This is a genomic window from Mycobacterium sp. E3305 (assembly GCF_001666785.1).
In the GTDB taxonomy this organism is placed as follows: Bacteria; Actinomycetota; Actinomycetes; order Mycobacteriales; family Mycobacteriaceae; genus Mycobacterium.
Genome location: NZ_LZJA01000028.1, coordinates 47,439 through 71,060 on the forward strand (window position 1 = coordinate 47,439; position 23,622 = coordinate 71,060).

Consider the following 23,622-nt stretch of genomic DNA (forward strand, 5'->3'; position numbering starts at 1 on the left):
GCGTCGCCGTACCGTGACCGGCCCGAGACACAATCGCCGGTCACACCAGGCACACTTACACCTACTAACCGTGGTCACGCGGAACCGTGTGGGGGACAAGATCGCTGAGATCCCGCCATGGTGCATGCGTATCGAAGGGGGAACCGTGAAAACCATGAAGAGTATTGCCACCGGCGTGGCGGCGTTCGCCGTCTTAGGGGGAGCCGCCGGTGGCGTTTTCGTCGCGGCACCGATGGATCAGGTGCGGTTGGCCGCGCTCGGCGCGCCGCTCCCGCAGGACCCGCCACCGCCGCCGCCGGCCCCGGGCGCTCTTCCGACCGCGGAGCAGTTGTCGACCCTGTGCGACCAGGCGACCAATCCGGGCGTCTCGTACACCACCAAGAACAACCTGGTGGAGAACGGCATCACCCCCGACGAGGGCCACGTTGCCGATCACGATCTGCGAAAGGCCTACCGCAACGGCAACTTTCCGGAGACCTTCGCCGTGACGAACATCGCGCCGGCCGGCCCGAACATGGCCCAGGCCGACGTGGCGATCTCGGGTCCGAAGTTCGCCGGGCCGGTGGAAAAGCACCTGGTGTTCGTCAATCAGGGCGGCAACTGGGTCCTGCAGCACGACGCCGCCATCGCCCTGATCCAGGCCGCGACCGCGACCAACTAGCCGGCCGCAATTCTGGGCCGCCACACAGCTGGGGCACAGGTTCCGCCTGTTGTCTTCACATGGCGTGGCCGTAACGTAGCCATGCCGCCAGGCGAATCAACAGGAGTAGCAGGCGCGTTGACACCACGCCAGATGCGTGGATCCGTTTCACCAGGCGCGCCCGTCGAAGGGGGAACCATGAAAACCGTCAAGTTGCTCGCCACCAGCGCGGCAGCATTCGCCGTCATCGGGGGTGCGGCCGCCGGCGCGGTCTCCATCGCGCCTTCGATGGACCAGGTGCGGCTCGCAGCGATCGGTGCGCCGTTACCGCAGGATCCGGCTCCGGTTGCGGCCGCCGACCTGCCGACCGCCGATCAGCTGACCGGCGTGCTGAACAGCCTGGCCGACCCGAGCGTCTCGTTCGCCAGCAAGAGCAACCTGGTTCAGGGCGGCATCAGTGGCATCGAGGCGCACGTCGCCGACAAGAAGCTGCAGAAGGCGGCCAAGAACGGCGACCTGCCCCTGTCGTTCGGTGTCACGAACATCCAGCCGGCCGCGGCCGGCTCGGCCACGGCTGACGTCGCGGTCTCCGGCCCGAAGCTGACGTCACCGGTCACCCAGAACGTCACGTTCGTCAACCAGGGCGGCTGGGTGCTGTCGCGGGCGTCGGCGATGGAGTTGCTGCAAGCCGCCGGTCAGTGATCGCCGCGCAGGTCTAACCGCGCGATGCGGACGGGGTCGGCTAGCACGTCGATCGAGGCGATCAGGCCGTCGCGCACGACGAATCCCATGATCGCCGTCGCCTGCCCGGCGACGAAGATCACCGCGCCGGCCGCCCCGTTGACTGTCGCGGCGCGCACCTCGCGGTCCGGGCCCGCATAGCTGCGGGCCAGCTTGGCCACGGTGGGTGCACCCTCGGCGCGGAAGCCGGGGGTGCCGCGGCCGAAGTCCCCGCGCAGCACCACCTCGGGATCCAGCACCGCGACCAGGCGGTCGAAGTCGCCGCTGCGGCCCGCCGCGAAGAACGCGTCGACGGCCTCCCGCTGGGCGGTCGCGTCGCCGTCGGGGGACGGGTCGGCCTGTTCGATCCGCCGGCGCGCCCGGCTGGCCAGCTTGCGGGTGGCCTCCGGCGTGCGGCCGACGATGGGCGCGATCTGGTCGAACGGCACGGCGAACGCGTCGTGCAGCACAAACGCCAGGCGCTGCTCGGGCGGCAACGTATCCAGCACCACGAACAACGCCAGCCCGACCGCGTCGGCGAGCATCGCCCGGTGTTCGGGGTCGAACTCGCCGTCGGCTTCCACGATCGGGTCCGGCAGGACGGCGGCCAGGTCCTCCCGTCCGCGGGCCCGGCGGTCGCGGAGCATGTTCAAACAGATGCGGGCCACCACGGTGGTCAGCCAGGCGTCCAGATTGGCGATCCCGTCGGCGTGGCTTCCGCTCAGCCGCAGCCACGCCTCCTGCACGGCGTCCTGGGCGTCGTCGATCGAGCCCAGCATGCGGTAGGCGATGGCGCCCAGCTGCGGCCGCGCCGCCTCGAAACGCGCCGTCACCGACGCAGCGACGGTCACGTGTCACCGTGGGTTTCCGGCAGGGCGCAGACCCGGTCGCCCGAGAAGCCGGACGAGCCGATACCGAGCGCGAGGTTGAAGCGGGCCCGCAGGTTGCCCAGCGTGATGACGTGGGTGAGCCCGACGAGTTGGGCGGTGTCGAAATGCCCGCGCAGCGCATCGAAAAGCTCGTCGCTGACCTCGACGGGGGTGCGGCTGATCGCGGTGGCGTACTCGAGGATCAGCTTGTCGACGTCGGAGAAGCACGCGGCGTTCCGATAATCGGCCATCGCGAGCAGTTCCTCGTCGGTGATGCCCCACCGGCGGGCGATCTGCGAACCCAGGTCGATGCAGTACTCGCAGTGCACCGTCGTCGCCGCCTTGAGTTCCGCGAGCGCACGGTCGCGGGGGCGCAGGATGTCCAGCTTCGACTCGGCCTGCTCGAGCCTGCCGTACGCGTTGAGCAGCCGGGGGATGTGCGCGTACATCCGCAGCGGTTCCAGCATCCCGGCCGTTTCGAGCCCGGTCATCTGGGCCAGCTTGCGTTTGGTGAAGAAGAAGGCGATCTTGGCGCCCAGACCGGCGTCACGGTCCGAGACTCCTTGCAGCCGAGGCATGGCGGTCCTCCTTGAATGTCGTCCTCACCAAGTCGACACCCGGCGGTGCGCAAACGTGACCGGCTACCGCGGCGGCCCCGGCGCCATGTCCATGTCGAAGATCCGCGCGTGCAGCACCGTGCGGTTCCGCAGAGCCGCGCGGACCGCCCGGTGCAGGCCGTCTTCGAGGTAGGTGACGCCCTTCCACCGCACCGCGTGCGGAAACAGGTCGCCGTAGAACGTGGAGTCCTCCGACAGCAGGCGGTCCAGGGCGAGCACGGTGGTCGTGGTGACCAATTCGTCGAGCCGGATCTGCTGCGGCGGAATCTGGGCCCAATCCCGGTAGGACAGCCCATGCTCGGGGTATGGCTTGCCGTCGCGCACGCCCTTGAAAATCATCGCCCGATCTTCCCCGACGCGTCGCGATCACCCGACCGGTTCATGCTGGAAAGGCTAACCGGAAGAAGCGTCGCCAGCGCCGAAGCGTCGGTAATCGTTGCGGGTGCCGCCGACTGCCCGCCGCCGACCGCCCGCTGGTAACCGTTGGCGCGGCTCGGGACCCGTAAAATGGACCCGGTCAGCGCGGTGCAGGGAGGTGACAACGAGTGGGAAGTGCCGACGATCGGCGTTTCGAGGTGTTGCGTGCCATCGTCGCCGATTTCGTTGCCACCAAGGAGCCCATCGGTTCCAAGACGCTGGTGGAGCGTCATAACCTGGGCGTCTCGTCCGCCACCGTGCGCAACGACATGGCGGTGCTGGAGGCCGAGGGGTACATCACCCAGCCGCACACCAGCTCCGGGCGCGTGCCGACCGAGAAGGGCTACCGCGAGTTCGTCGACCGGCTCCACGACGTCAAGCCGTTGTCCTCCGCCGAGCGCAGCGCGATCCTGAGCTTCCTGGAGTCCGGCGTCGACCTGGACGACGTGCTGCGCCGGGCGGTGCGACTGCTGGCCCAACTGACCCGCCAGGTCGCCGTGGTGCAGTACCCGACGCTGACGTCGTCCACCGTGCGCCACCTCGAAGTGATCGCGCTGACGCCGGCCCGCCTGCTGATGGTGGTCATCACCGACACCGGTCGGGTGGACCAGCGCATCGTCGAACTCGGCGACGTCATCGACGACCACCAGCTGTCCCAGCTCCGCGAGATGCTCGGCCAGGCGTTGATCGGCAAGAAGCTTTCGGCCGCCTCGATCGCGGTGGCCGACCTGGCCGGTCAGCTCCGTGCCCCGGACGGCCTGGGCGACGCCGTCGGCCGCTCGGCGACCGTGTTGCTGGAGTCGTTGGTGGAACACACCGAAGAACGCTTGCTGATGGGCGGGACCGCAAACCTGACGCGCAACGCCGCCGATTTCGGCGGCTCGCTGCGCTCGATCCTCGAGGCCCTCGAGGAGCAGGTGGTGGTGCTGCGGTTGCTGGCGGCCCAGCAGGAAGCCGGTAAGGTGACGGTGCGTATCGGCCATGAGACGGCCGCCGAGCAGATGGCGGGCACTTCGATGGTGACCACCGCCTACGGCACCTCCGACACCGTGTTCGGCGGAATGGGTGTGCTGGGGCCCACCCGGATGGACTATCCGGGAACTATCGCCAGCGTCGCCGCGGTTGCCCTCTATATCGGCGAAGTCCTGGGTGCTCGATGAACGCGCACCCGCGGCACGCGCAGGCGCGGGATAAGGACCAGGTTTAGGAGAGTCAGGCGTGGCACGCGACTATTACGGGCTGCTCGGGGTGAGCAGGAACGCCAGCGACGCGGAGATCAAGCGCGCATACCGCAAGCTGGCGCGCGAACTGCATCCCGACGTCAACCCGGATGAGGCCGCGCAGGCGAAGTTCAAGGACATCAGCGTCGCCTACGAGGTGCTCAGCGACCCCGAGAAGCGCCGGATCGTCGACCTCGGCGGCGACCCGATGGAAAACGCTGCCGCGGGCGGCGGGTTCGGCGGCGGGTTCGGCGGCCTCGGCGACGTGTTCGAGGCCTTCTTCGGCGGCGGCTTCAGCGGCGGCGCGACCTCGCGCGGTCCGATCGGCCGGGTGCGGCCGGGCTCGGACTCGCTGCTGCGGATGCGGCTCGACCTCGAAGAGTGCGCCACCGGGGTGACGAAACAGGTCACCGTCGACACCGCGGTGCTGTGCGACCGCTGCCAGGGCAAGGGCACCAACGGCGATTCCGTGCCGGTCCCGTGCGACACCTGCGGCGGCCGCGGCGAGGTCCAGACGGTGCAGCGGTCGCTGCTCGGCCAGGTGATGACCTCCCGGCCGTGCCCCACCTGCCGCGGCGTCGGCGTCGTCATCCCCGATCCCTGCCACCAGTGCATGGGTGACGGCCGGGTCCGCGCCCGCCGGGAGATCAGCGTGAAGATCCCCGCCGGGGTCGGCGACGGGATGCGGGTTCGGCTCGCCGCCCAGGGCGAGGTCGGACCCGGGGGAGGGCCGGCCGGCGACCTGTACGTCGAGGTGCACGAGCAGGCCCACGACGTCTTCGTCCGCGAGGGCGACGACCTGCACTGCACGGTGTCGGTGCCCATGATCGACGCCGCGCTGGGCGCCACGGTCACGATCGACGCCATCCTGGACGGCATCAGCGAGGTCACCGTTCCGCCTGGCACGCAACCGAATTCGGTCATCACGCTGCGGGGGCGCGGGATGCCGCACCTGCGGTCGGGCACCCGTGGCGACCTGCACGTCCACGTCGAGGTGGTGGTGCCCACCCGGCTGGACCACCACGACACCGAACTGTTGCGTGAGCTGAAGGCCCGGCGCAGCCGCGACGTGCCCGAGGTCCGCTCGACGCACGCCGGCGGCGGCCTGTTCAGCCGGCTGCGCGAGACCTTCACCGGGCGCTAGCCGCCTCCCTTCGCCGAGCGTGGGGTCTATGGACGAATTCGGGGCGGTCTTCGTGTGTAACCCCCACACTCGTCGACGTTAGGAGCAACGCGATGGTCGCGACCCTCTTCTACGTCGATGCACTGCCCGACGTCGGTTCGTTGGCCGTTGTCGACGGTGACGAGGGATTTCACGCCGCCACCGTGCGGCGGATCCGCCCCGGCGAGCAACTGGTCCTCGGCGACGGCGCCGGCGGGCTGGCGCACTGCGAGGTCGAGCACGCCGGCCGCGACGGCTTGCGCGCCCGGGTGCTGAAGCGCTGGAGTGTCGCGGCCGGGCAGCCGCCCGTCACCGTGGTCCAGGCGTTGCCGAAGTCGGAGCGCTCGGAGCTGGCCATCGAACTGGCCACCGAAGCCGGCGCCGACGCATTCCTGGCCTGGCAGGCGGCCCGGTGTGTGGCCAGTTGGCAGGGTGCCCGCGTGGACAAGGGCCTGCGCCGTTGGCGCGCCGTCGCCCGTTCGGCGGCCCGGCAGTCGCGTCGGGCGCACATCCCGCCCGTCGACGGCGTCCTGTCCACCGCGGCGCTGGTCGACCGGGTTCGCGACGAGCTGCGCGCGGCAGGGGTGGTCCTGGCGTTGCACGAGTCGGCCGCCGACCCGCTCGCCCACGCCGATATCGCGGGTGCGGCTTCGCTGTTCCTTGTGGTGGGTCCCGAGGGCGGCATCGCGCCCGACGAGATCGCCGCGTTGACCGAGGCGGGCGCGGTGGCGGTGCGGCTGGGCCCCCAGGTGCTGCGGACCTCGACAACCGCGGCGGTGGCGCTCGGCGCGCTCGGCGTGCTCACCCCGCGGTGGGATACCGCGTCGAACCTGTAGTTTTGCGCGGCCGCCACCATGGGGTCCGCTGGATATGACCGGGGGTGGCGGGCCGGGGCGGTGGCCGACGCCCGGCCGGCGAATGGCGGCTGAAGGCTGACCAACGAGTGGCCCCGGCGTAGACTTAGGCAGCCGAGCAAACCACCGACAACCGAGAAAGCAGGCATCGAGAGCCACGTGACGCCCCGCGAGACCAGCGCTGTTGACGCAGCCGGAGGCCTCCAGGCCAACGCCCAAGTACGCAGCAGCATCGATGTTCCGCCCGATGTCGTCGTCGGCTTGTTGGGCTCGGCGGACGAAAACCTCCGCGCGCTGGAGCGCAGCCTGAACGCCGATCTGCATGTGCGCGGCAACGCCATGACCGTCTCGGGCGAGCCGGCCGACGTCGCGCTCGCCGAGCGGGCGATCTCCGAGCTGGTCGCGATCGTCGCCAACGGACAGCCGCTGACGCCGGAGGTGGTCCGCCACAGCGTCGCCATGCTGACCGGCACCGACAACGAATCGCCGGCCGAAGTGCTCACCCTGGACATCCTGTCGCGGCGCGGCAAGACGATCCGGCCCAAGACGCTCAACCAGAAGCGCTACGTCGACGCGATCGACGCCAACACCATCGTCTTCGGGGTCGGCCCGGCCGGCACCGGCAAGACGTATCTGGCGATGGCCAAGGCGGTCAGCGCGCTGCAAACCAAACAGGTGAACCGCATCATCCTCACCCGGCCGGCGGTGGAAGCCGGTGAGCGCCTTGGCTTTCTGCCGGGCACACTGAGCGAGAAGATCGACCCTTACCTGCGGCCGCTGTATGACGCGCTCTACGACATGATGGATCCCGAGCTGATCCCGAAGTTGATGTCGGCCGGGGTCATCGAGGTGGCGCCGCTGGCCTACATGCGCGGTCGCACCCTGAATTCGGCGTTCATCGTCCTCGACGAGGCGCAGAACACCACCGCCGAGCAGATGAAGATGTTCCTCACCCGACTCGGCTTCGGCTCGAAGATGGTGATCACGGGCGACATCACCCAGGTGGACCTGCCCGGTGGCGCCAGGTCGGGCCTGCGCTCGGCGATCGAGATCCTCGACAGCGTGGAGGACATTCACATCGCGGAACTGACCAGTGCCGACGTGGTGCGCCACCGGCTGGTCTCCGAAATCGTGGACGCCTACGCGAAATTCGAAGAGCCCGGGTTGGCGACCAACCGGGCGGCCCGGCGGGCCTCAGGCTCCCGCGGGCGCCGGTGATGAAGGCTGTGACTGGTTGATGGGCGTCCTATGAGCATCGAGGTCTCCAACGAGTCGGGCGTTGACGTTTCCGAAACCGAATTGATCAGCGTCGCGCGGTTTGTCATCGCCAAGATGGACGTCAACCCCGCCGCAGAGCTGTCGATGGTGCTGCTGGACACCGCGGCGATGGCCGACCTGCACATGCGCTGGATGGACCTGCCCGGGCCGACGGACGTGATGAGCTTCCCGATGGACGAGTTGGAGCCGGGGGGCCGGCCGGATGCCCCGGAGCCGGGGCCGTCGATGCTGGGTGACATCGTGCTGTGCCCCGAATTCGCGGCCGGGCAGGCCGACGCGGCGGGCCACACCCTGGGCCATGAGCTGGCGCTGTTGACCATCCACGGCGTGCTGCACCTGCTGGGCTACGACCACGGCGAACCGGACGAGGAAAAAGAGATGTTCGCCCTGCAGGACCGATTGCTCGAAGAGTGGGTCGCCGAGCAGGTCCAGGCCTACCAACAAGATCGCCAGCAGGAGCGGGACCGTCAATTGCTGGACAAGTCAAGGTATTTCGACAATTGAGCCGACTAAAAGCACTCGGGATCGCGGCCGCGGCCGCCGTCGCCCTGGCACCGGTCTCGGTGGTGGCCACCACGATCGGCGTCGCCGAGGCGGCCCCGTGCGCCGGCGGCGGGTCCAACCCGACCAGCTGCAACTGGTGCCAGTACCTGGTTGCGCAGTATCACACCTCCAACGTGTGCTCCCAGGACGCGCCGCCCCGCCGGGTTCAGCCGCCGCCGAGCCCGGTGCAGATTCCGGAGGTGCCCGCGTACGTGCCGCCGAGCACCGTTCCGGTGCAGGCCCCACCGCTCATCCCTCCGCCGAACCTGCCGCCCGCGAACGCCCTTCCGACGATCAATCCGCCGGGCCCCGACGCGTCGAGGAACGTCTCGGTGGTGGCTCCGCCCCGGGGGCTCGATGTTCCCGCCCAGGCGGTCGCGGCGGCCAAGGCCGCACCGCCGACGCGCGTCAATCCCGCCGACCCGCCGAAACCGCCGAAGCAGGTCGACTTCAACCAGCGGGTGCAGAACGTCGTCAGCACCCACCGGGAGAACGTCGACGTCCTGAAGGTCGACAACCAGCGGCTGGTCCGGCCCCGGCACTGGGACTACGTCGACTACGACGACGCCTTCCGCCGCCCGGCCCTGTACAACCCGCTGAACCAGGCGATGACGTTCCGCTACTCCTACGGCGGCGCCGACCGGGAGGCGTACCTGCCGCCCGGCGCCCGGATCGTGCTCGACGCCGCCACCGTCGGCGTCGTCCCCTTCACGGCGGTCGGTGACGGCTGGGTGGTCTCGGGCAGCTTCTACGGCGGGGGCTCGGTACCGCCGGACGGTTTCAACGGCCCGCCGCCGCCGGACTACAAGCCACCCGAGCCGCCGAAGCTCTACCAGAACGTCTTGGTCTCCGTGCCCGCCGCCAACCAGACGCTGGAGGTCGGCCAGGTGTCGGTGGTGGGCCGGGACGAGAGCCAACCCGGGGGTAGCCAAGACGTCTTCCTGCTCGACGACTCCACGTTGGCCTGGGGCCAGACCAACGACTCCAGCAGCAGCAGCAGCCAGATCAGCGTCACCAAGACCCAGTCGCTGCCGCACGCCGGACCCACCGACGACGGCAGCTTCCTGGTGGTGCTCGCGGTCCGCCCGCACGAGGATCCGACCCAACCCGCCCAGCCCTGGTGGCCCTCGGCGCTGGGCTATGGGGCATTGGGGGTCGTGGTGTGCCTTGGGGCCTGGGCCCTCAACCGAAAGCGGAGCGACGACGACGTGGAGCCGGTCACCACATCGAGGTCTTCCGGCAATTGACCGGTCTGTCCTGGCTGCTCGGCGCGATGGCGCTGATCGCTATCGGCGGGCTGTTCGCCGCGATCGACGCGGCCATCAGCACGGTGTCGCTGGCCCGGGTCCAGGAGCTCGTGCGCGAGGAACGGCCCGGCGCCGTGTCGCTGTCCGAGGTGATGGCCGAGCGGCCGCGTTACATCAACCTGGTCGTCCTGCTGCGGATCACGTGCGAGATCACGGCCACCGTGCTGCTGGTGCTGTTTCTGTACGACAACTTCGGTCTCACCTGGGCGCTGTTCGGTGCGGCGGCCACCATGGTGGTCATCAGTTTCGTGGTCATCGGGGTGGGCCCGCGCACCCTCGGCCGTCAGCACGCGTACTCCATCTCGTTGACGACAGCCGTTCCGCTGCGGCTCATCTCGTGGTTGTTGATGCCGCTCAGCCGGCTGCTGGTCGTCCTGGGTAATGCGCTGACGCCCGGCCGCGGCTTGCGCAACGGGCCGTTCGCGTCCGAGATCGAGCTACGCGAAGTCGTCGACCTGGCCCAGCAGCGCGGCGTGGTCGCCGCCGACGAGCGCCGGATGATCGAGTCGGTCTTCGAACTCGGCGACACCCCGGCCCGCGAGGTCATGGTGCCGCGCACCGAAATGATCTGGATCGAAAGCGACAAGCTGGCCAGTCAGGCGTTGAACCTGGCGGTGCGCAGCGGGCACTCGCGTCTTCCGGTGATCGGGGAGAACGTCGACGACATTGTCGGGGTCGTCTACCTGAAAGACCTTGTCCAGCAGAGCTTTCTCTCGGGTGACGGCGGCCGGGGCATCACCGTGGCCCAGGTGATGCGTCCGGCGGTGTTCGTGCCGGACTCCAAGCCGCTGGATACGCTGCTGCGCGAGATGCAGCGCGACCGCAACCACATGGCCCTGTTGGTCGACGAGTACGGCGCGATAGCCGGCCTGGTGACCATCGAGGACGTGCTGGAGGAGATCGTCGGCGAGATCGCCGACGAATACGACCAGGCCGAGACGGCGCCGGTAGAAGACCTGGGCGACAAACGGTTTCGCGTCTCGGCGCGGCTGCCGATCGAAGATCTCGGCGAGCTTTACGGGGTGGACTTCGACGACGATCTCGACGTCGACACCGTGGGCGGCCTGCTGGCCCTGGAGCTGGGCCGGGTTCCGTTGCCCGGGGCCGAGGTGGTCTCGCATGGCCTGCGGCTCCAGGCCGAAGGCGGCACCGACCACCGGGGACGCGTTCGCATCGGCACGGTCCTGCTGAGCCCGGTCGAGCCCGAGTCCAACGGCTCGGACGGGGAGAGCCCCTCGTGACGTCGAACGTCCGCCCACCGCGAACGTGCGGCCCGCGGCCAGCCACGGGTGCAAGGTCGGCGAGATGACCGAATTCCATTCCGGTTTCGTGTGTTTGGTCGGCAGGCCGAACACCGGCAAGTCGACGCTGACGAACGCGCTCGTCGGCTCCAAGGTGGCGATCACCTCGACGCGGCCGCAGACCACCCGCCACACCATTCGCGGCATCGTGCACCGGGAGAACTTTCAGATCATCCTGGTGGACACGCCGGGCCTGCACCGGCCGCGGACACTGCTCGGCAAGCGGCTCAACGACCTGGTGCGCGACACCTACGCCGAAGTCGACGTGATCGGCCTGTGCATCCCGGCCGACGAGGCGATCGGTCCGGGGGACAGGTGGATCGTCGACCAAATCCGTTCGACCGCACCGAAAACGACCTTGGTCGCCATCGTCACCAAGATCGACAAGGTGCCTAAAGATCGGGTGGCCGCGCAGCTGGTCGCGGTCAGTGAACTGGTCGGCGACTCGGCCGAGATCGTCCCCGTGTCGGCCGCCACCGGTGCTCAGGTGGATGTGCTGATCGACGTGCTGGCCGCGGCGTTGCCGGCCGGCCCGGCGTACTACCCCGACGGGGAACTGACCGACGAACCCGAGGAAGTCCTGATGGCCGAGCTCATCCGCGAGGCCGCCCTGGAGGGCGTTCGCGACGAGCTGCCGCATTCGCTGGCGGTCGTCATCGACGAGGTGAGTCCCCGCGCGGACCGCGACGACCTGATCGACGTGCACGCGTTGCTTTACGTCGAGCGCGACAGCCAGAAGGGCATCATCATCGGCAAGGGTGGGACCCGGCTGCGCCAGGTGGGTACGGCGGCGCGCGGCCAAATCGAGAAGTTGCTCGGCACCAAGATCTACCTGGACTTGCGCGTGAAGGTCGCCAAGAATTGGCAGAGCGATCCCAAACAGCTTGGCCGGCTTGGTTTCTGAAACAGACGCGGCGAACCGCGGCGTCCGGCTTCAGCTGACTGCGGCGACCCGCTGCGCCCGGCTTCGCCGCGGTTGCGATCGCCACCGCCGCGCTTGCGATCGCCGCTAGGCGAGCACGCGGATTGTCTGCAGCGACGGATCCGCCGCGTCGGGAACGTTCATGCCGGCGCGCACACCGGAACACAGGTAATCCAGCACCGCGTCGTTGAGCCGCTCGCCGGGCACCACCGCGGGAATCCCCGGCGGATACGGCGTGCACTGCTCGGCGGCAACCCGGCCCCGCCGGTGGGAACTTGCTCGACGCGCATCCAACTGTGGAGCACCAGATTGGTCCACGGCGAACGGATACCCGCCTTGCCCTCGGCTATGCGATCGCCTCGAGCAATGCGTGTTCGCGCACCGCCGCAAGCGAATTCAACTTTCGAGGATGTGCCGCTTACCGGTTCACCTTCGCGGCGGCGGGGTACCGGCTACCGGCGGCGCTCCCGTTTCGGCGTTCCACCACACCGTCGGTTGTTTGGTCGACCATCCGCACACGGCCTCGAGCTCAGCGGCCAGCGAGATCAGCATGCCCTCGCTGTTGGCCGGCCCCATCAGTTGCACCCCGATGGGCAACCCCTCGGAGGTGAACCCGGCCGGCACGTTGATCGACGGCCAGCCCAGCACGTTCCAGGGAAAGGTCAGCGGGCACGCGGCGATCATCGCGCGGTCGGTGCCGAAGCTGCTCAGCCGGTCGAAGGCGCGGGCCAGCGGTGGCGGTTGGGCGGTCGTCGGAGCCAGGACGACATCGACGATGTCGAAGATCGAACCCACCCGACGCTGCGCGGCTGCTTCGTGCCGCCGCGCGGTGCGCAGAATCGCCTGACCCAGCACATAGCCCATGCGCAGGTTGGCTACCGTGCGAGGGTCGAGCACCACCCCGTCGCCCAGCCGCTCCTCCCAGTCCCGCAGACCGGCGGTGGACCGGGCGAGGAAGTCCCACGACAGCCGCAGGCCGTAGTCGGGATTGCCGGGAACGACGGTGTGGCCGAGCAACTCCAGTTGCTTGGCCACGGCACGCGTCGCGGCCAGGATTTCCGGGTGCAGCTTGGGCCGGAAACCGGTGTACGGGAATCGGGTCGACAGCGCGATGTTGAGCGGTCCGGGTGCGATGCCGACATAGTCGGACGCGGTGATCGGGGGCGGCTTGTGCCGGTCCCCCTCGACGTTGCCCGACGCCGCGTCGAGCACGAGCGCCGCGTCGGCCACCGTGCGGGCCAATACCCCATTGACCGTGATGCCGTTGAACGCATCGGGCAGCGGCCAGGTGGAGATGCGGCCGCGCTGCGGCTTGATGCCCACCAGGTGCGTCCAGGCGGCGGGGATCCGGATGCTGCCGGCCCCGTCGGAGCCGAGCGCCGCGGTGACCAGCCCCGCGGCCACCGCGGCGGCGCTGCCCCCCGACGAGCCGCCGGGGGTGTGCCGTCGCGACCAGGGGTTGCGGGTGTGCCCGAAGCCGGGGCCGCTGGTGAAGGGCCACTGGCCGAGCTCGCAGGTGTTGGTCTTGCCGACGATCACCGCGCCGGCGGCCCTGAGGCGGCGGACCACCTCGGCGTCGTGGGTGGCGGGCGAGACGTAGCCCTCCGTGCCGTACGCGGTCGGCACTCCAGCAACGTCGACGTCGTCTTTGACCGCGATCGGGATGCCGAGCAACGGCGCCGTGTCCCCGGCTGCCCGTCGCCGGTCGGCCGCCGCCGCCGCGGCCAGCGCCGACTCGGTGAGCACCACCCGGAAGGCGTTCAGCGTCGGCTGGCTCGCATGGATGGCGTGCAGGGACCGCCGCACCAGTGTGACCGATGTCACGGACCGATTGGCCAGCTGATAAAGCAGGTCAGTCAACGTGGGCAGGCGCTGGCCACCGGATCCGAAAACGGACCCAGGACCTGACTCGGAAGCGCCAATCACGGGGTACGAGACTAACCGGCGCGGATACCAGCATTGTCGCGGCGGGGTGCAAAACTATTGTGATGCGGCTGTATCGAGACCGGGCTGTGGTTTTGCGCCAGCACAAGCTCGGCGAAGCCGACCGGATCGTCACCCTGCTTACCCGCGATCACGGCTTGGTTCGCGCAGTGGCGAAGGGCGTTCGTCGCACCCGCAGCAAATTCGGCGCACGCCTGGAGCCATTCGCACACATCGACGCGCAGCTGCATCCCGGCCGCAATCTCGACATCGTCACCCAGGTGGTTTCGATCGACGCGTTCGCCACCGACATCGTCAGCGATTACGGCCGCTACACCTGCGGGTGCGCGATGCTGGAAACCGCCGAACGCCTCGCCGGTGAGGAGCGGGCTCCCGCCCCGGCCCTGCACCGGCTCACGGTGAGCGCGCTGCGGGCGGTGGCCGACGGCCGCCGGTCCCGGGACCTGCTGCTGGACGCCTACCTGCTGCGCGCCATGGGCATCGCCGGATGGGCGCCGGCGCTGACCGAGTGCGCGCGGTGCGCCACACCGGGACCGCACCGGGCGTTCCATGTCGGCGCCGGGGGCAGCGTGTGCCCGCACTGCCGTCCGGCCGGTTCGACGACACCGCCGCCGGGCGTGCTGGACCTGATGTCCGCGCTGCACGACGGCGATTGGGAGTTCGCCGAAAAGGCCACGCAATCGCACCGCAGCTACGTCAGCGGGCTGGTGGCCGCGCACCTGCAATGGCACCTGGAGCGGCAGCTCAAAACGTTGCCACTGGTGGAACGGACGTATCACGTCGACCGCACCATCGCCGAACGACGCGCAGCAGCGCTGATCGAGCAGGATTTGGACTGTGGCTAGCAAGGCCGAGCGGAAGTCGGCGTCCGCCGCCTTCCCGCAGCTGCCTCCCGCCCCCGACGACTATCCGGTCTTCCCCGAAAGGTCGACCTGGCCGGTGGTATTTCCCGAGCTGCCGCTGGCCCCAGGCGGTGGCCCGAGCCGGCCGCCACAGCACATCTCGAAAGCGGCGGCGCCCCGGATCCCGGCCGACCGACTGCCCAATCATGTGGCGATCGTGATGGACGGCAACGGCCGCTGGGCCACCCAACGCGGGCTTACCCGTACCGACGGCCACAAGGCGGGCGAGGCGGTCGTCATTGACATCGTCTGTGGCGCAATTGAAGTGGGGATCAAGTGGCTCAGCCTGTACGCCTTCTCCACCGAGAACTGGAAGCGTTCACCCGAGGAGGTCCGTTTCCTCATGGGCTTCAACCGCGATGTGGTGCGCATGCGCCGGGTGAACCTCAAGACCATAGGGGTCAAGATCCGCTGGGTGGGTTCGCGCCCACGCCTGTGGCGCAGCGTGATCAATGAATTGGCGATCGCGGAAGAGATGACCAAGGACAACGACGTCATCACCGTCAACTACTGCGTCAACTACGGGGGCCGCGCCGAAATCGCCGAAGCCACAAAAGAAATCGCCCGCTTGGCAGCCGCGGGCCGGCTGAACCCCGAGCGCATCACCGAGGCGACGGTGGCGCAGCACCTGCAGCGACCCGACATCCCCGACGTCGATCTTTTCCTGCGCAGCTCGGGGGAGCAGCGGTCCAGCAATTTCATGCTGTGGCAGGCCGCCTATGCGGAGTACATCTTTCAGGACAAACTGTGGCCCGACTACGACCGCCGCGACCTCTGGGCTGCCTGCGAGGAATACGCTTCTCGCAATCGAAGATTCGGAAGCGCGTAGTGGGGACCGCAACGGGTCCTCACGGAGAGGATCCGATGCCATCACTGCAGGATCGTCTGGCGTCGGTGCTCGGCGAAGTCCTTCCGGTCGAGGAGGAAACCGACGGGGCCCTGACCGTGCGCCATCGGGGGACCATCGCCTCGTTACGGGTGGTGAACATCGCCGACGACCTCGACCTGGTGTCGTTGACGCAGGTCGTGGCGTGGGATCTGCCGCTGACCAAGAAGATCAGCGATCAGGTAGCCAGACAGGCCCGCGAGAGCAACTTTGGCAGCGTCACGCTCGTCGAGAAGATCAACGATAAAGCCGTGCAACGTAATTCGGGCAAGAGCGCTGCCAAAAGCGCCGACGTGATGCTGCGCTATAACTTTCCCGGCGCCGGCCTGAGCGATGACGCGCTGCGCACTCTGGTTCTGCTGGTGCTGGATTCGGGCGCCGGGATACGTCGCACGTTGACGGGTTAGGGCCCTAGGACACCGCCGATTCGGTCAGGGCGACGGTGACCGATTCCCGGCCGTTGTCGCCGACGCGGGTCCGCAGCAACGAGCCCAGGCGATCTCGATCGTGCCGAGCCGGTCGAGTCGAGTCGACGAACCGCTCGACGACCTCGACGAAGCGATCCGGGTCGTCCTTGAACGGCATGTGCCCCGAGTTTTCGAAGATCTCCAAGCGTGACCCGGGTATCGCGTCGTGGGCTCTCCGGGCATGGTCTACCGGGATCACGAAATCGTCCTCGCCCCAGATCACTTGCACCGGAATGGGTTGCGCCAGATAGCTTCGGTCCAGCATTGTCACGTACTGGCCGCGCCGGTCCACCACCGAACGCAAGGTGCGCGCGAACGCCGAGAGTGCGCGCGGGTCCCGGAAGCCCTCGAGCAGATTCACCACATCGCCGATGTCGTGCCCGAGGCTGGTGGGGCCCAGCACGGTCGCCATGGCCCGCCCGAACAGTCGCATCGCCGGCATCACGCCCGGAATGCGCAGCATGGCCAGGGCCTCGCTGCCCATCGGCATCGCCGCCAACCGCAGGGCCATGCTTACCTCCTGGGCCACGCCACCGCTGCTGACCAGCACGATGCGCTCGACCAGCTCCGGGTATTGATAGGCGAATTGCATTGCCACACCGCCACCGAACGAATGCCCGACCAGGGTGACGCGATCGATGTCAAGCGCGGCAAGCAGGTCTCGCATGCCGTTCGCGAAGGCCGCCAGGGAGTAGTCGGCGCGTGGTTTGTCCGATTCCCCGTGTCCCAGCAGATCCGGTGCGATCACCGTAAACCGCTGCGCAAGTTTGGCGTGTACGGGCTCCCATGACGTGGACTTGTCGCCGACGCCGTGGATCAGCAGCAGGGCCGGTCCCGACCCGGCGACCCGGAAGGCGCGCCGGTGGCCATGGATGGTGCGAAATTGCAGTGACGGAGCCCCGACGTCGCGCACGGGCCGCAGATGGGGCGATGGGTGGTTCCGCATGGTGCTCACTTCCCTGGAGTTCTTGCTTGGCTCGGCCCGTGGGCCACTCATCGGGTAGGAGCACGCGGCGGGCGCGTGTCGGACACTTTTTCTTCAGAACTTTTTTCAGACGTGCCGCGGTCGGTCGGCCCGGGTCAACCTACGACCCGCACTGTGAACACGTGCCGAAGATCTCGATGGTGTGGCTGACGTCGGAATAGCCGTGCTTGGCGGCGATTTGCGCCGCCCACTGCTCGACCTCGTGGTCGCCGACTTCGATGGTGGAACCACAGCTGCGGCACACCAGGTGGTGATGGTGATGCTCGGAACACCTACGGTAGACCGACTCACCGGTGTCGGTCCGCAGCGTGTCGACCATTCCCGCCGCCGCCATGGATTGCAACGTCCGGTAGACGGTGGTCAGCCCAATGTTCTCACCGCGGCGGCGAAGCTCGTCGTGCAACTCCTGCGCCGAGCGGAAGTCGTCGAGGGTGTCCATCAGCGTCGAAATCGCCGCTCGCTGCCGGGTCGAACGCACGCTCGTGCCGGTCAAAGCGTGTCCTCGCTCGCGTGCGCGACGGCGTCCACCACGATGTGCGCCAGGTGGTGGTCGGCAAGCCGGTACAGCACCTCGCGGCCGGACCGTTCGCCGGTGACGACGCCGGCGGCCTTGAGAATCTTCAGGTGCTGGCTCACCAGTGGCTGCGGCACACCGAGCGCGTCGACCAGCTCGTGCACGCAGCGGTGGGATTCGCGCAGCTGCAGCACGATGGCGATCCGCACGGGTGCGGCGAGCGCGCGCAGCAGCTCGCCGGCGGCGTCGAGGATCTCCCGCGGCGGCGGCACGGGGTAGTCGGCCAGTGCGCCGGACCCGGTTCCGCCGTGCTCGTGGGCCACCACGCTCAGGTCACCCGCGGTGGTCGGCATCGGGGAAGGCGGAGAGGGGGACATCGCCATGGGAGAGAGTCATCACCTCGGAAAGTGCCAGGTTGTGGGCGGGATCCGCCGGGAGGTCTCGCGGGCGGCCGACCTCCACTGTCACATGCATGATGACGCATGTCAAAGACCCCGGCGCCGATCGTTACCATGACTGATGCTCTGCGCGCGGCGGTCGATCGCCGCGCGTGCCCGATCAAACCCGGAAAGGGAGTGCACCACGCCGTGGCGTCCGTCATCGACACCGTAGTCAACCTGGCCAAACGGCGCGGCTTCGTCTTTCCCTCGGGCGAGATTTACGGCGGCACCCGCTCGGCGTGGGACTACGGCCCGCTGGGCGTGGAACTCAAGGAAAACATCAAACGGCAGTGGTGGCGGTCGGTGGTCACCGGGCGCGACGACGTAGTGGGAATCGATTCGTCGATCATCCTGCCGCGGCAGGTCTGGGTGGCGTCCGGCCACGTCGAGGTCTTTCACGATCCGTTGGTCGAGTGCCTGAACTGCCACCACCGGCATCGCCAGGACCACATGCAGGAGGCCTACGCGGCCAAAAAGGGGATCGACGACCCCGACACGGTGCCGATGACCGAGATCGTCTGCCCGGATTGCGGCACGAAGGGCCAGTGGACGGAGCCACGCGAGTTCAACATGATGCTCAAGACCCACCTCGGGCCGATCGAGACCGAGGAGGGTCTGCACTATCTGCGCCCGGAGACCGCGCAGGGCATCTTCGTAAATTTCGCCAACATCGTCACCACGGCGCGCAAGAAACCGCCATTCGGCATCGGCCAGATCGGCAAGAGTTTTCGCAACGAGATCACGCCGGGCAACTTCATTTTCCGAACGCGCGAGTTCGAGCAAATGGAAATGGAGTTCTTCGTCGAGCCTTCCACCGCGAAGGAATGGCACCAGTATTGGATCGACACCCGGCTGCAATGGTATGTCGATCTGGGTATCGATCCGGAGAATCTGCGGCTGTTCGAGCATCCCCCGGAGAAGCTTTCGCATTACTCCGATCGCACCGTCGACATCGAGTACAAGTTCGGATTCGCCGGCAACCCGTGGGGCGAGCTGGAAGGCGTCGCCAACCGCACCGATTTCGACTTGTCAACCCACGCAAAGCATTCCGGTGCCGACCTGTCCTACTACGACCAAGTCAGCGACACCCGCTACACCCCCTACGTCATCGAACCGGCCGCCGGTCTGACGCGGTCCTTCATGGCGTTTCTGATCGACGCCTACACCGAGGACGAAGCGCCCAACGCCAAGGGTGTGCTGGAGAAGCGCACGGTGCTGCGGTTGGACCCCCGACTGGCCCCGGTCAAAGCCGCCGTGCTGCCGTTGTCCCGACACGCCGACCTGAGCCCGAAGGCCCGTGATCTGGCCGCCGAATTGCGGGCATGCTGGAACATCGACTTCGACGACGCCGGCGCGATCGGGCGGCGCTACCGGCGCCAGGACGAGGTGGGGACGCCGTTCTGCGTGACCGTGGATTTCGATTCGCTCGAGGACAACGCCGTCACGGTGCGCCAGCGCGACGACATGACGCAGGATCGCGTCCCGATGAACGCCGTGGCCGACTATCTCGCCGCACGGCTCAAGGGCTGCTGACCGGCGGCTGTTCGCGTTCTCAGGACACTTGTCCGGTTAGTCGGCGCGCTCGCCACGCCGGGGTATTAAACGTTTGATAAAAAGCCGCTTCTGGGTAGCCGATTGGCTTAGGCTCATAAAGCGAATGTTGCTCACGTGTCTAGTCGGCATGGGTGGTGTCGGGTTCGTATGCGTGTAGTGGGTGCCGTTGACTCGGTCGGTGGGTTGGGGATGTCGTGATTCCAGCTTTTCTTTTCTTCCCCCCCGAGATCAACTCTGCCCTGATGTATGGCGGCGCCGGACCCGGCCCATTGTTGACGGCGGCCGCGGCCTGGGAATCATTGGCGGCTGACCTGGCGGCCGCGGCGGCGTCGTTTGAGTCGGTAGTGACGGGAGTGGCCTCCGGTCCCTGGACCGGTCCGTCGTCGGCGGCGATGCTGGCGGCGTCGACGCCGTACCTGCAGTGGCTGATCTCGGCGGCGGGGCAAGCCGAGATGGCGGCCGCCCAGGCGACCGCGGCGGCGGCGGCGTACGAAGCGGCGTTCATGGCGACGGTGCCCACGCCGGAGGTCCTGGCGAACCGCATCCGATTGCTCATGCTGATCGCGACGAACTTCTTCGGCCAGAACACCCCGGCGATCGCGATGACCGAGATCGAGTACATGGAGATGTGGGCCCAGGACGTGGCCGCGATGGTGGGCTATCACATCGGGGCGCAGACCGTGGCGGCGACGTTGCCGACGTTCAGCATCCCGCCGACGCTGCTGAGTGGCTTGGTGACGGCGCCGCTGAGCTTCGCGTCCCAGGCTTTCGGGGCCTTCTCGTCGCTGGGCACCGCATTCGTGTCCGAGCTGCAGTCGGTGTTGGGGGCGTTCTTCCCCGGCCTGTCGTCGGTGACGTCGTTGCTGTCGTCGATGCCGGTGACGACGATGACCGCGCTGGCGCCGATCGGGATGTACCCGGCGAGCGCGCTGATGTCCCCGATGATGGTGCTGGCTCACAGCGCGGGACCCGTCGCACCCGCGGCGGCCGGCGTCACCACGGTGGCCGCCGAAGTGCCGCACGCCGCCGCGGGCGGCGTCCAAGGGCTGCAGTCGGCCGGCGGGCTGGGCGTTGCGACCGCCGGGTTGGGCACCGCCCGGTTCGTGGGATCGATCACCGTCCCGCCGACCTGGGAGGGGTCGATGCCGGTGCCGGCGGTCTTGACCAGCCTTGCCGTGCCGGCCCTAGGCGCCCAACTGCCGACGCCGATCGCGACCGGGACAACGTCGTCCGCGCCGTCCGCGGCCTCGGGTTCTGCGCCGGCCATGGCCATGGCGGTCGACGATCGGGGCGCGGACGGCGACAAGACCGACAAGAGGGGACGCCGCGGCGGCGAGAACCCACACGTAGTGCAGTCGCGGCCCAAGGTGGTGCCGCGGACGAAGGGCGGCTAGGGCTGGCTCCGCGCTCTGGGCGAGCCAGGAGAGGCTAGCGTCGCTAGCCACCATGGGCTCGGCGCTCGGAGCGAATGCGCGGGACACCGTCGTCGTGAATCGCGCCAATTGGCAAGGGTTTTGCGTTCGGCCGGCGCGGTATTTATCGCGTCGGTCCACCCTCCACGGCTTGGGCCCGCAAGCCGCGCGTACGCTGCGCAGAAGCAAATCCACGTTTTTCCGGTATTTGCCCCAGGTTTGGCTTACGATGTGCCTGCTTGGTGTTATTGGGTTCGGCCACAGCGTCCGACAACGGCTGTGGAAGGGGGCAACATGCTTTTGCCTCTTGGTCCGCCGCTACCAGATGACTCGGTGTCGGCGGTTCGGGGTGAGTCGGGGATGCTCGGTGGCCTGTCGGTTCCGCTCAAGTGGGGCGTGGCCGTGCCGCCGGATGACTACGACCACTGGGCACCGAAGCCGGATGTGAGCGCCGACGCCATCGACACGGTGGCCGACGCCCCGGCCCCGGCCGTGATCGCGGAGACCAATCAGTGGAACGACTGGCAGCGGTGGGAAGGCGAGACGGAACCCCACTTCGAGATCCCGCGCACCGGCGGTGTGATACCGCATTCACCGGCCGCCGGCTGACCCTCTGGCGGCACGCGAGCGGTTCAGAATCGGCCGCCGCCACCCATGAAGCCGCCGCCGGACGACCCGCCGAATGACGTCGGACTCCAGCCGCCGAACCCTCCCCGCATGCCTCCACTGAGGACATTGCCGATGATGATTCCGCCAAGCATCGCGCCCATGTCGCCGCCCCCGCCACGAGTGACGGCGCGCTGAGCCGATTGCACGTCGGCATTCGCCAACGCCTGGGCCTGGGCGGCCAGCGTCGACGCCGCGTTGGCGTGGGAGATCGCGTCGGTTGGGCTGGTCGCCCGCTTGTCCCGCGCGGCCTGTAGGTGCCGTTGACCTTCGGCGAGCCGGGTGCGGGCCTCGGGGCCGACGCTGCCGCGGCGGGTGTCGATGTAGTCGGAGACCGCCCGCACCCGGGACTCGGCGGTGAACAGCGCCTGCTCCAAGGAGCGGTTGAGCTGCTCCGCGGCGGCCTGCTCCCGGGCCAGGGTGACCAGCAGCCCGTTGAGGTCGGCATCCGCCCTGGCCAACTGGGCGAACGCGCCCAGCGGGTCGGTGGATGCCCCGGCGCGCGCGACGTCGACCGCCCGGGCGGCCGCATCGCGCGCCGCGATCAGGTCGCCGGTGTGTGCGGGCATGTTGGGCTGCGCTTTGTGCAGTAACTCGTTGGCGCGCTTGATGTCCTCCTGAATGTCGGCCATCGTCGACGGCAGCCGATCGATGGCGTGCTGAATGTCGGTGGCCGCGTTGTCCACCGAGTCGAGTAGAGCCCGGGCCTGCCCGAGCGCGGACTCGGCCGCGCGGACGGCGTCCACCAAACCGGCCTGCCGGCCGCCGACGGCCTCGGCGGCCAAATCCCGGGCCGTGCTGATGTTGCGGTCGGCGAATGCCAGCCGCTCCTTAGCCGCCGTGGCGTTGCCGGACACCGAAGTCAGTGCGGCAGCGTCGAATTGGCCATGCAGCTCGGCCAGCCGCTGTTCCGCGGGATCGATGCGGGCGGTGAGCTCGACGTACTGCTGGGTGAGCGCGTCGAGCCGCGACGGTGCGTTGATCACCAGGTCGCGCAGGTTCTCGAAGGCCTCGGTCTGCGACTCCAATTCGCGGTCGGCGCGCGCTGCCGCCACGACTACCCGGGTGAGCAGCTCTCGGCGCTGCGCGGGCGTCTCGGGCACGCTGTCGTCGAGCTGCTGCCGGATCGAGAAAGCTTGGGACAGCGCGGCTTTGGCGTTGTCCACCGCCTCGGTGAACGGCCGGGTCCGGTCCGCGCCGAATTCGGTGATCGCCAGGTCGAGTTCGTTCGCGCTGGTCCGAACGGCGTTGTCGACCTCCACCACCAGCGCGCGTGACAGGTCGTCGAGGGCCTGCAGCGGCACGGAGGCCAGCGCATCGACGTCGGTGGGGTCGACCCGCCGGGCGGCGGCCAATTCGGCCGCACGCCGCCGACGACCGCGGTACCGCATGACCAACAGCAGGGCCGCCAGCGCGACGAGAATGACGGCCAGCGTGACCAGCAGGGCCACCCGGCCCGACGAGCCCGGCGACACGTTGAGCCCGTTCGCCGCCGCGACCGCCGCACCGCTCCAGTCGCCGTTGTGCAGGGCGGGTTCGATCTTGTTGTGCCGCAAGTCGTCGACTTGGCGTGCGTTGACGCTCTTGACCGTGGATGGCACCAGGAACGCGTACGCGCGGCCGGTGGTAGCGACGGCCAGCAGGGCGTCATAGTTGCTTAAATCGCTGGCACGCATCGTGTCCTGTGCCCAGCTCACCGCGCTCTGGCCGGAGAAGTCGTCGACGTAGACCACCCACAGCCGGATGTGGCGATCCGCGTAGAGCCTGCCCACCGCCGACGTGACCGCGGCGCGCCCGGAGTCCGAGAGGGCTCCCGCGTTGTCGGTGACATAGCCCGCCAGCCGGAAGGGCGGTTGCGCGTCGCCGGCGGGGGCCACGAGCAGGCCGCCGCCCAGACCGATCGCCAGGATCGTCGCGATCACGCCAAGCAGGCGAGCAGTGCGCATGACGCCAATTTAGCCTCGCGACAATGCCGGCAAATAGCGGTGCACGGGAGCGGTCC

Annotated in this window: 24 protein-coding genes and 1 pseudogene; 16 read left to right on the plus strand and 9 right to left on the minus strand. The window is 68.6% G+C overall.

The window, feature by feature from the left end; genetic code table 11:
* Positions 1-145: 145 nt before the first annotated feature.
* A complete protein-coding gene (locus A5701_RS03090) occupies positions 146-661 on the plus strand; it encodes a hypothetical protein (RefSeq protein ID WP_067748393.1) in 516 nt (171 codons plus the stop codon).
* A gap of 177 nt (positions 662-838) precedes the next feature.
* Complete coding sequence (locus A5701_RS03095; protein ID WP_067748395.1) at positions 839-1,342, plus strand: hypothetical protein; 504 nt, start codon at positions 839-841, stop codon at positions 1,340-1,342.
* Here the strand turns inward: A5701_RS03095 and A5701_RS03100 are convergent.
* The 3 genes from A5701_RS03100 to A5701_RS03110 form a co-directional block, all read right to left on the minus strand.
* A complete protein-coding gene (locus A5701_RS03100; RefSeq protein ID WP_067748397.1) occupies positions 1,336-2,211 on the minus strand; it encodes a sigma-70 family RNA polymerase sigma factor in 876 nt (291 codons plus the stop codon). The two genes, A5701_RS03095 and A5701_RS03100, sit on opposite strands and share 7 nt — an antisense overlap.
* Entirely contained in the window at positions 2,208-2,807 is a 600-nt protein-coding gene (locus tag A5701_RS03105) for a carboxymuconolactone decarboxylase family protein (RefSeq protein WP_067748399.1), read from the minus strand. Before A5701_RS03105 ends, A5701_RS03100 begins: the two co-directional genes overlap by 4 nt.
* A 63-nt stretch (positions 2,808-2,870) precedes the next feature.
* Positions 2,871-3,185 carry a type II toxin-antitoxin system VapB family antitoxin gene (locus tag A5701_RS03110; protein ID WP_067748401.1) on the minus strand — a complete coding sequence of 105 codons (315 nt, stop codon included), beginning with the start codon at positions 3,183-3,185 and terminating at the stop codon, positions 2,871-2,873.
* A 206-nt stretch (positions 3,186-3,391) separates the two neighbouring features.
* Between A5701_RS03110 and hrcA the strand changes: the two genes are divergently transcribed.
* From hrcA to era, 8 genes are all read left to right on the plus strand, one after another.
* Positions 3,392-4,423, plus strand: a complete 1,032-nt coding sequence (hrcA, locus tag A5701_RS03115; protein ID WP_067276375.1) for a heat-inducible transcriptional repressor HrcA — start codon at positions 3,392-3,394, stop codon at positions 4,421-4,423.
* A 58-nt stretch (positions 4,424-4,481) separates the two neighbouring features.
* Entirely contained in the window at positions 4,482-5,627 is a 1,146-nt protein-coding gene (gene dnaJ / locus A5701_RS03120) for a molecular chaperone DnaJ (protein WP_067748403.1), read from the plus strand.
* A gap of 92 nt (positions 5,628-5,719) precedes the next feature.
* Positions 5,720-6,481, plus strand: coding sequence for a 16S rRNA (uracil(1498)-N(3))-methyltransferase (locus A5701_RS03125; protein ID WP_067748405.1), 762 nt, complete (start codon positions 5,720-5,722; stop codon positions 6,479-6,481).
* Between the two features lie 177 nt (positions 6,482-6,658).
* The gene (locus A5701_RS03130; protein WP_067748407.1) at positions 6,659-7,717 is read left to right on the plus strand and encodes a PhoH family protein; all 1,059 of its coding nucleotides are present in this window, start codon (positions 6,659-6,661) and stop codon (positions 7,715-7,717) included.
* Between the two features lie 30 nt (positions 7,718-7,747).
* Positions 7,748-8,281, plus strand: coding sequence for an rRNA maturation RNase YbeY (gene ybeY, locus A5701_RS03135; protein ID WP_067748409.1), 534 nt, complete (start codon positions 7,748-7,750; stop codon positions 8,279-8,281).
* Positions 8,278-9,567: a hypothetical protein gene (locus tag A5701_RS03140; RefSeq protein WP_067748411.1), complete on the plus strand. Its 1,290-nt coding sequence runs from the start codon at positions 8,278-8,280 to the stop codon at positions 9,565-9,567. The genes ybeY and A5701_RS03140 overlap by 4 nt, the downstream gene beginning before the upstream one ends.
* Entirely contained in the window at positions 9,564-10,868 is a 1,305-nt protein-coding gene (locus tag A5701_RS03145; RefSeq protein WP_067748413.1) for a hemolysin family protein, read from the plus strand. The genes A5701_RS03140 and A5701_RS03145 overlap by 4 nt, the downstream gene beginning before the upstream one ends.
* A 64-nt stretch (positions 10,869-10,932) precedes the next feature.
* A complete protein-coding gene (gene era / locus A5701_RS03150; RefSeq protein WP_067748552.1) occupies positions 10,933-11,832 on the plus strand; it encodes a GTPase Era in 900 nt (299 codons plus the stop codon).
* A 105-nt stretch (positions 11,833-11,937) separates the two neighbouring features.
* Here era and A5701_RS27195 read toward each other — a convergent pair.
* Positions 11,938-12,111: pseudogene (locus A5701_RS27195) on the minus strand (ornithine decarboxylase); the annotation flags it as partial.
* Between the two features lie 165 nt (positions 12,112-12,276).
* Positions 12,277-13,776 (minus strand): amidase, encoded by a 1,500-nt coding sequence (locus A5701_RS03155; protein ID WP_067748415.1) that lies wholly within the window; start codon positions 13,774-13,776, stop codon positions 12,277-12,279.
* A gap of 62 nt (positions 13,777-13,838) precedes the next feature.
* Between A5701_RS03155 and recO the strand changes: the two genes are divergently transcribed.
* The 3 genes from recO to A5701_RS03170 are packed head-to-tail and all read left to right on the plus strand — an operon-like array spanning position 13,839 to position 15,989.
* Complete coding sequence (recO, locus tag A5701_RS03160) at positions 13,839-14,639, plus strand: DNA repair protein RecO (RefSeq protein WP_067748417.1); 801 nt, start codon at positions 13,839-13,841, stop codon at positions 14,637-14,639.
* Entirely contained in the window at positions 14,632-15,525 is an 894-nt protein-coding gene (locus A5701_RS03165; protein WP_067748419.1) for a decaprenyl diphosphate synthase, read from the plus strand. Before recO ends, A5701_RS03165 begins: the two co-directional genes overlap by 8 nt.
* Positions 15,526-15,560: 35 nt before the next feature.
* Positions 15,561-15,989 carry a hypothetical protein gene (locus A5701_RS03170; RefSeq protein WP_067748555.1) on the plus strand — a complete coding sequence of 143 codons (429 nt, stop codon included), beginning with the start codon at positions 15,561-15,563 and terminating at the stop codon, positions 15,987-15,989.
* Between the two features lie 4 nt (positions 15,990-15,993).
* On the opposite strand, the gene A5701_RS03175 is transcribed toward A5701_RS03170, so the two are convergent.
* The 3 genes from A5701_RS03175 to A5701_RS03185 all read right to left on the minus strand — a co-directional run bounded on the left by A5701_RS03175 (position 15,994) and on the right by A5701_RS03185 (position 17,931).
* Positions 15,994-16,995 (minus strand): alpha/beta fold hydrolase, encoded by a 1,002-nt coding sequence (locus A5701_RS03175; RefSeq protein WP_067748558.1) that lies wholly within the window; start codon positions 16,993-16,995, stop codon positions 15,994-15,996.
* 139 nt (positions 16,996-17,134) lie between these two features.
* Entirely contained in the window at positions 17,135-17,527 is a 393-nt protein-coding gene (locus A5701_RS03180) for a Fur family transcriptional regulator (RefSeq protein WP_082950230.1), read from the minus strand.
* Complete coding sequence (locus A5701_RS03185) at positions 17,524-17,931, minus strand: helix-turn-helix transcriptional regulator (RefSeq protein WP_067748423.1); 408 nt, start codon at positions 17,929-17,931, stop codon at positions 17,524-17,526. The genes A5701_RS03180 and A5701_RS03185 overlap by 4 nt, the downstream gene beginning before the upstream one ends.
* Before the next feature lie 192 nt (positions 17,932-18,123).
* Here A5701_RS03185 and A5701_RS03190 point away from each other — a divergent pair, with 192 nt between their 5' ends.
* The 3 genes from A5701_RS03190 (at position 18,124) to A5701_RS03200 (ending at position 21,563) form a co-directional block, all read left to right on the plus strand.
* The gene (locus A5701_RS03190; RefSeq protein WP_067748561.1) at positions 18,124-19,521 is read left to right on the plus strand and encodes a glycine--tRNA ligase; all 1,398 of its coding nucleotides are present in this window, start codon (positions 18,124-18,126) and stop codon (positions 19,519-19,521) included.
* 215 nt (positions 19,522-19,736) lie between these two features.
* On the plus strand, positions 19,737-20,936 hold the full coding sequence (locus tag A5701_RS03195) for a PPE family protein (protein ID WP_067748425.1): 1,200 nt from the start codon (positions 19,737-19,739) through the stop codon (positions 20,934-20,936).
* A 378-nt stretch (positions 20,937-21,314) separates the two neighbouring features.
* Positions 21,315-21,563 carry a hypothetical protein gene (locus A5701_RS03200; protein ID WP_067748427.1) on the plus strand — a complete coding sequence of 83 codons (249 nt, stop codon included), beginning with the start codon at positions 21,315-21,317 and terminating at the stop codon, positions 21,561-21,563.
* A 23-nt stretch (positions 21,564-21,586) separates the two neighbouring features.
* Here the strand turns inward: A5701_RS03200 and A5701_RS03205 are convergent, their stop codons facing one another.
* Entirely contained in the window at positions 21,587-23,566 is a 1,980-nt protein-coding gene (locus A5701_RS03205; protein WP_067748429.1) for a YgcG family protein, read from the minus strand.
* Positions 23,567-23,622 lie beyond the last annotated feature (56 nt).

Bases quoted from the DNA above. Each gene is read 5' to 3' on its own strand.
- A5701_RS03095 (WP_067748395.1), top strand. From the start codon at position 839: ATGAAAACCGTCAAGTTGCTCGCCACCAGCGCGGCAGCATTCGCCGTC.
- A5701_RS03105 (WP_067748399.1), bottom strand. From the start codon at position 2,807: ATGCCTCGGCTGCAAGGAGTCTCGGACCGTGACGCCGGTCTGGGCGCC.
- A5701_RS03110 (WP_067748401.1), bottom strand. From the start codon at position 3,185: ATGATTTTCAAGGGCGTGCGCGACGGCAAGCCATACCCCGAGCATGGG.
- A5701_RS03125 (WP_067748405.1), top strand. From the start codon at position 5,720: ATGGTCGCGACCCTCTTCTACGTCGATGCACTGCCCGACGTCGGTTCG.
- ybeY (WP_067748409.1), top strand. From the start codon at position 7,748: ATGAGCATCGAGGTCTCCAACGAGTCGGGCGTTGACGTTTCCGAAACC.
- era (WP_067748552.1), top strand. From the start codon at position 10,933: ATGACCGAATTCCATTCCGGTTTCGTGTGTTTGGTCGGCAGGCCGAAC.
- recO (WP_067748417.1), top strand. From the start codon at position 13,839: ATGCGGCTGTATCGAGACCGGGCTGTGGTTTTGCGCCAGCACAAGCTC.
- A5701_RS03170 (WP_067748555.1), top strand. From the start codon at position 15,561: ATGCCATCACTGCAGGATCGTCTGGCGTCGGTGCTCGGCGAAGTCCTT.
- A5701_RS03175 (WP_067748558.1), bottom strand. From the start codon at position 16,995: ATGCGGAACCACCCATCGCCCCATCTGCGGCCCGTGCGCGACGTCGGG.
- A5701_RS03185 (WP_067748423.1), bottom strand. From the start codon at position 17,931: ATGGCGATGTCCCCCTCTCCGCCTTCCCCGATGCCGACCACCGCGGGT.
- A5701_RS03200 (WP_067748427.1), top strand. From the start codon at position 21,315: ATGCTCGGTGGCCTGTCGGTTCCGCTCAAGTGGGGCGTGGCCGTGCCG.
- A5701_RS03205 (WP_067748429.1), bottom strand. From the start codon at position 23,566: ATGCGCACTGCTCGCCTGCTTGGCGTGATCGCGACGATCCTGGCGATC.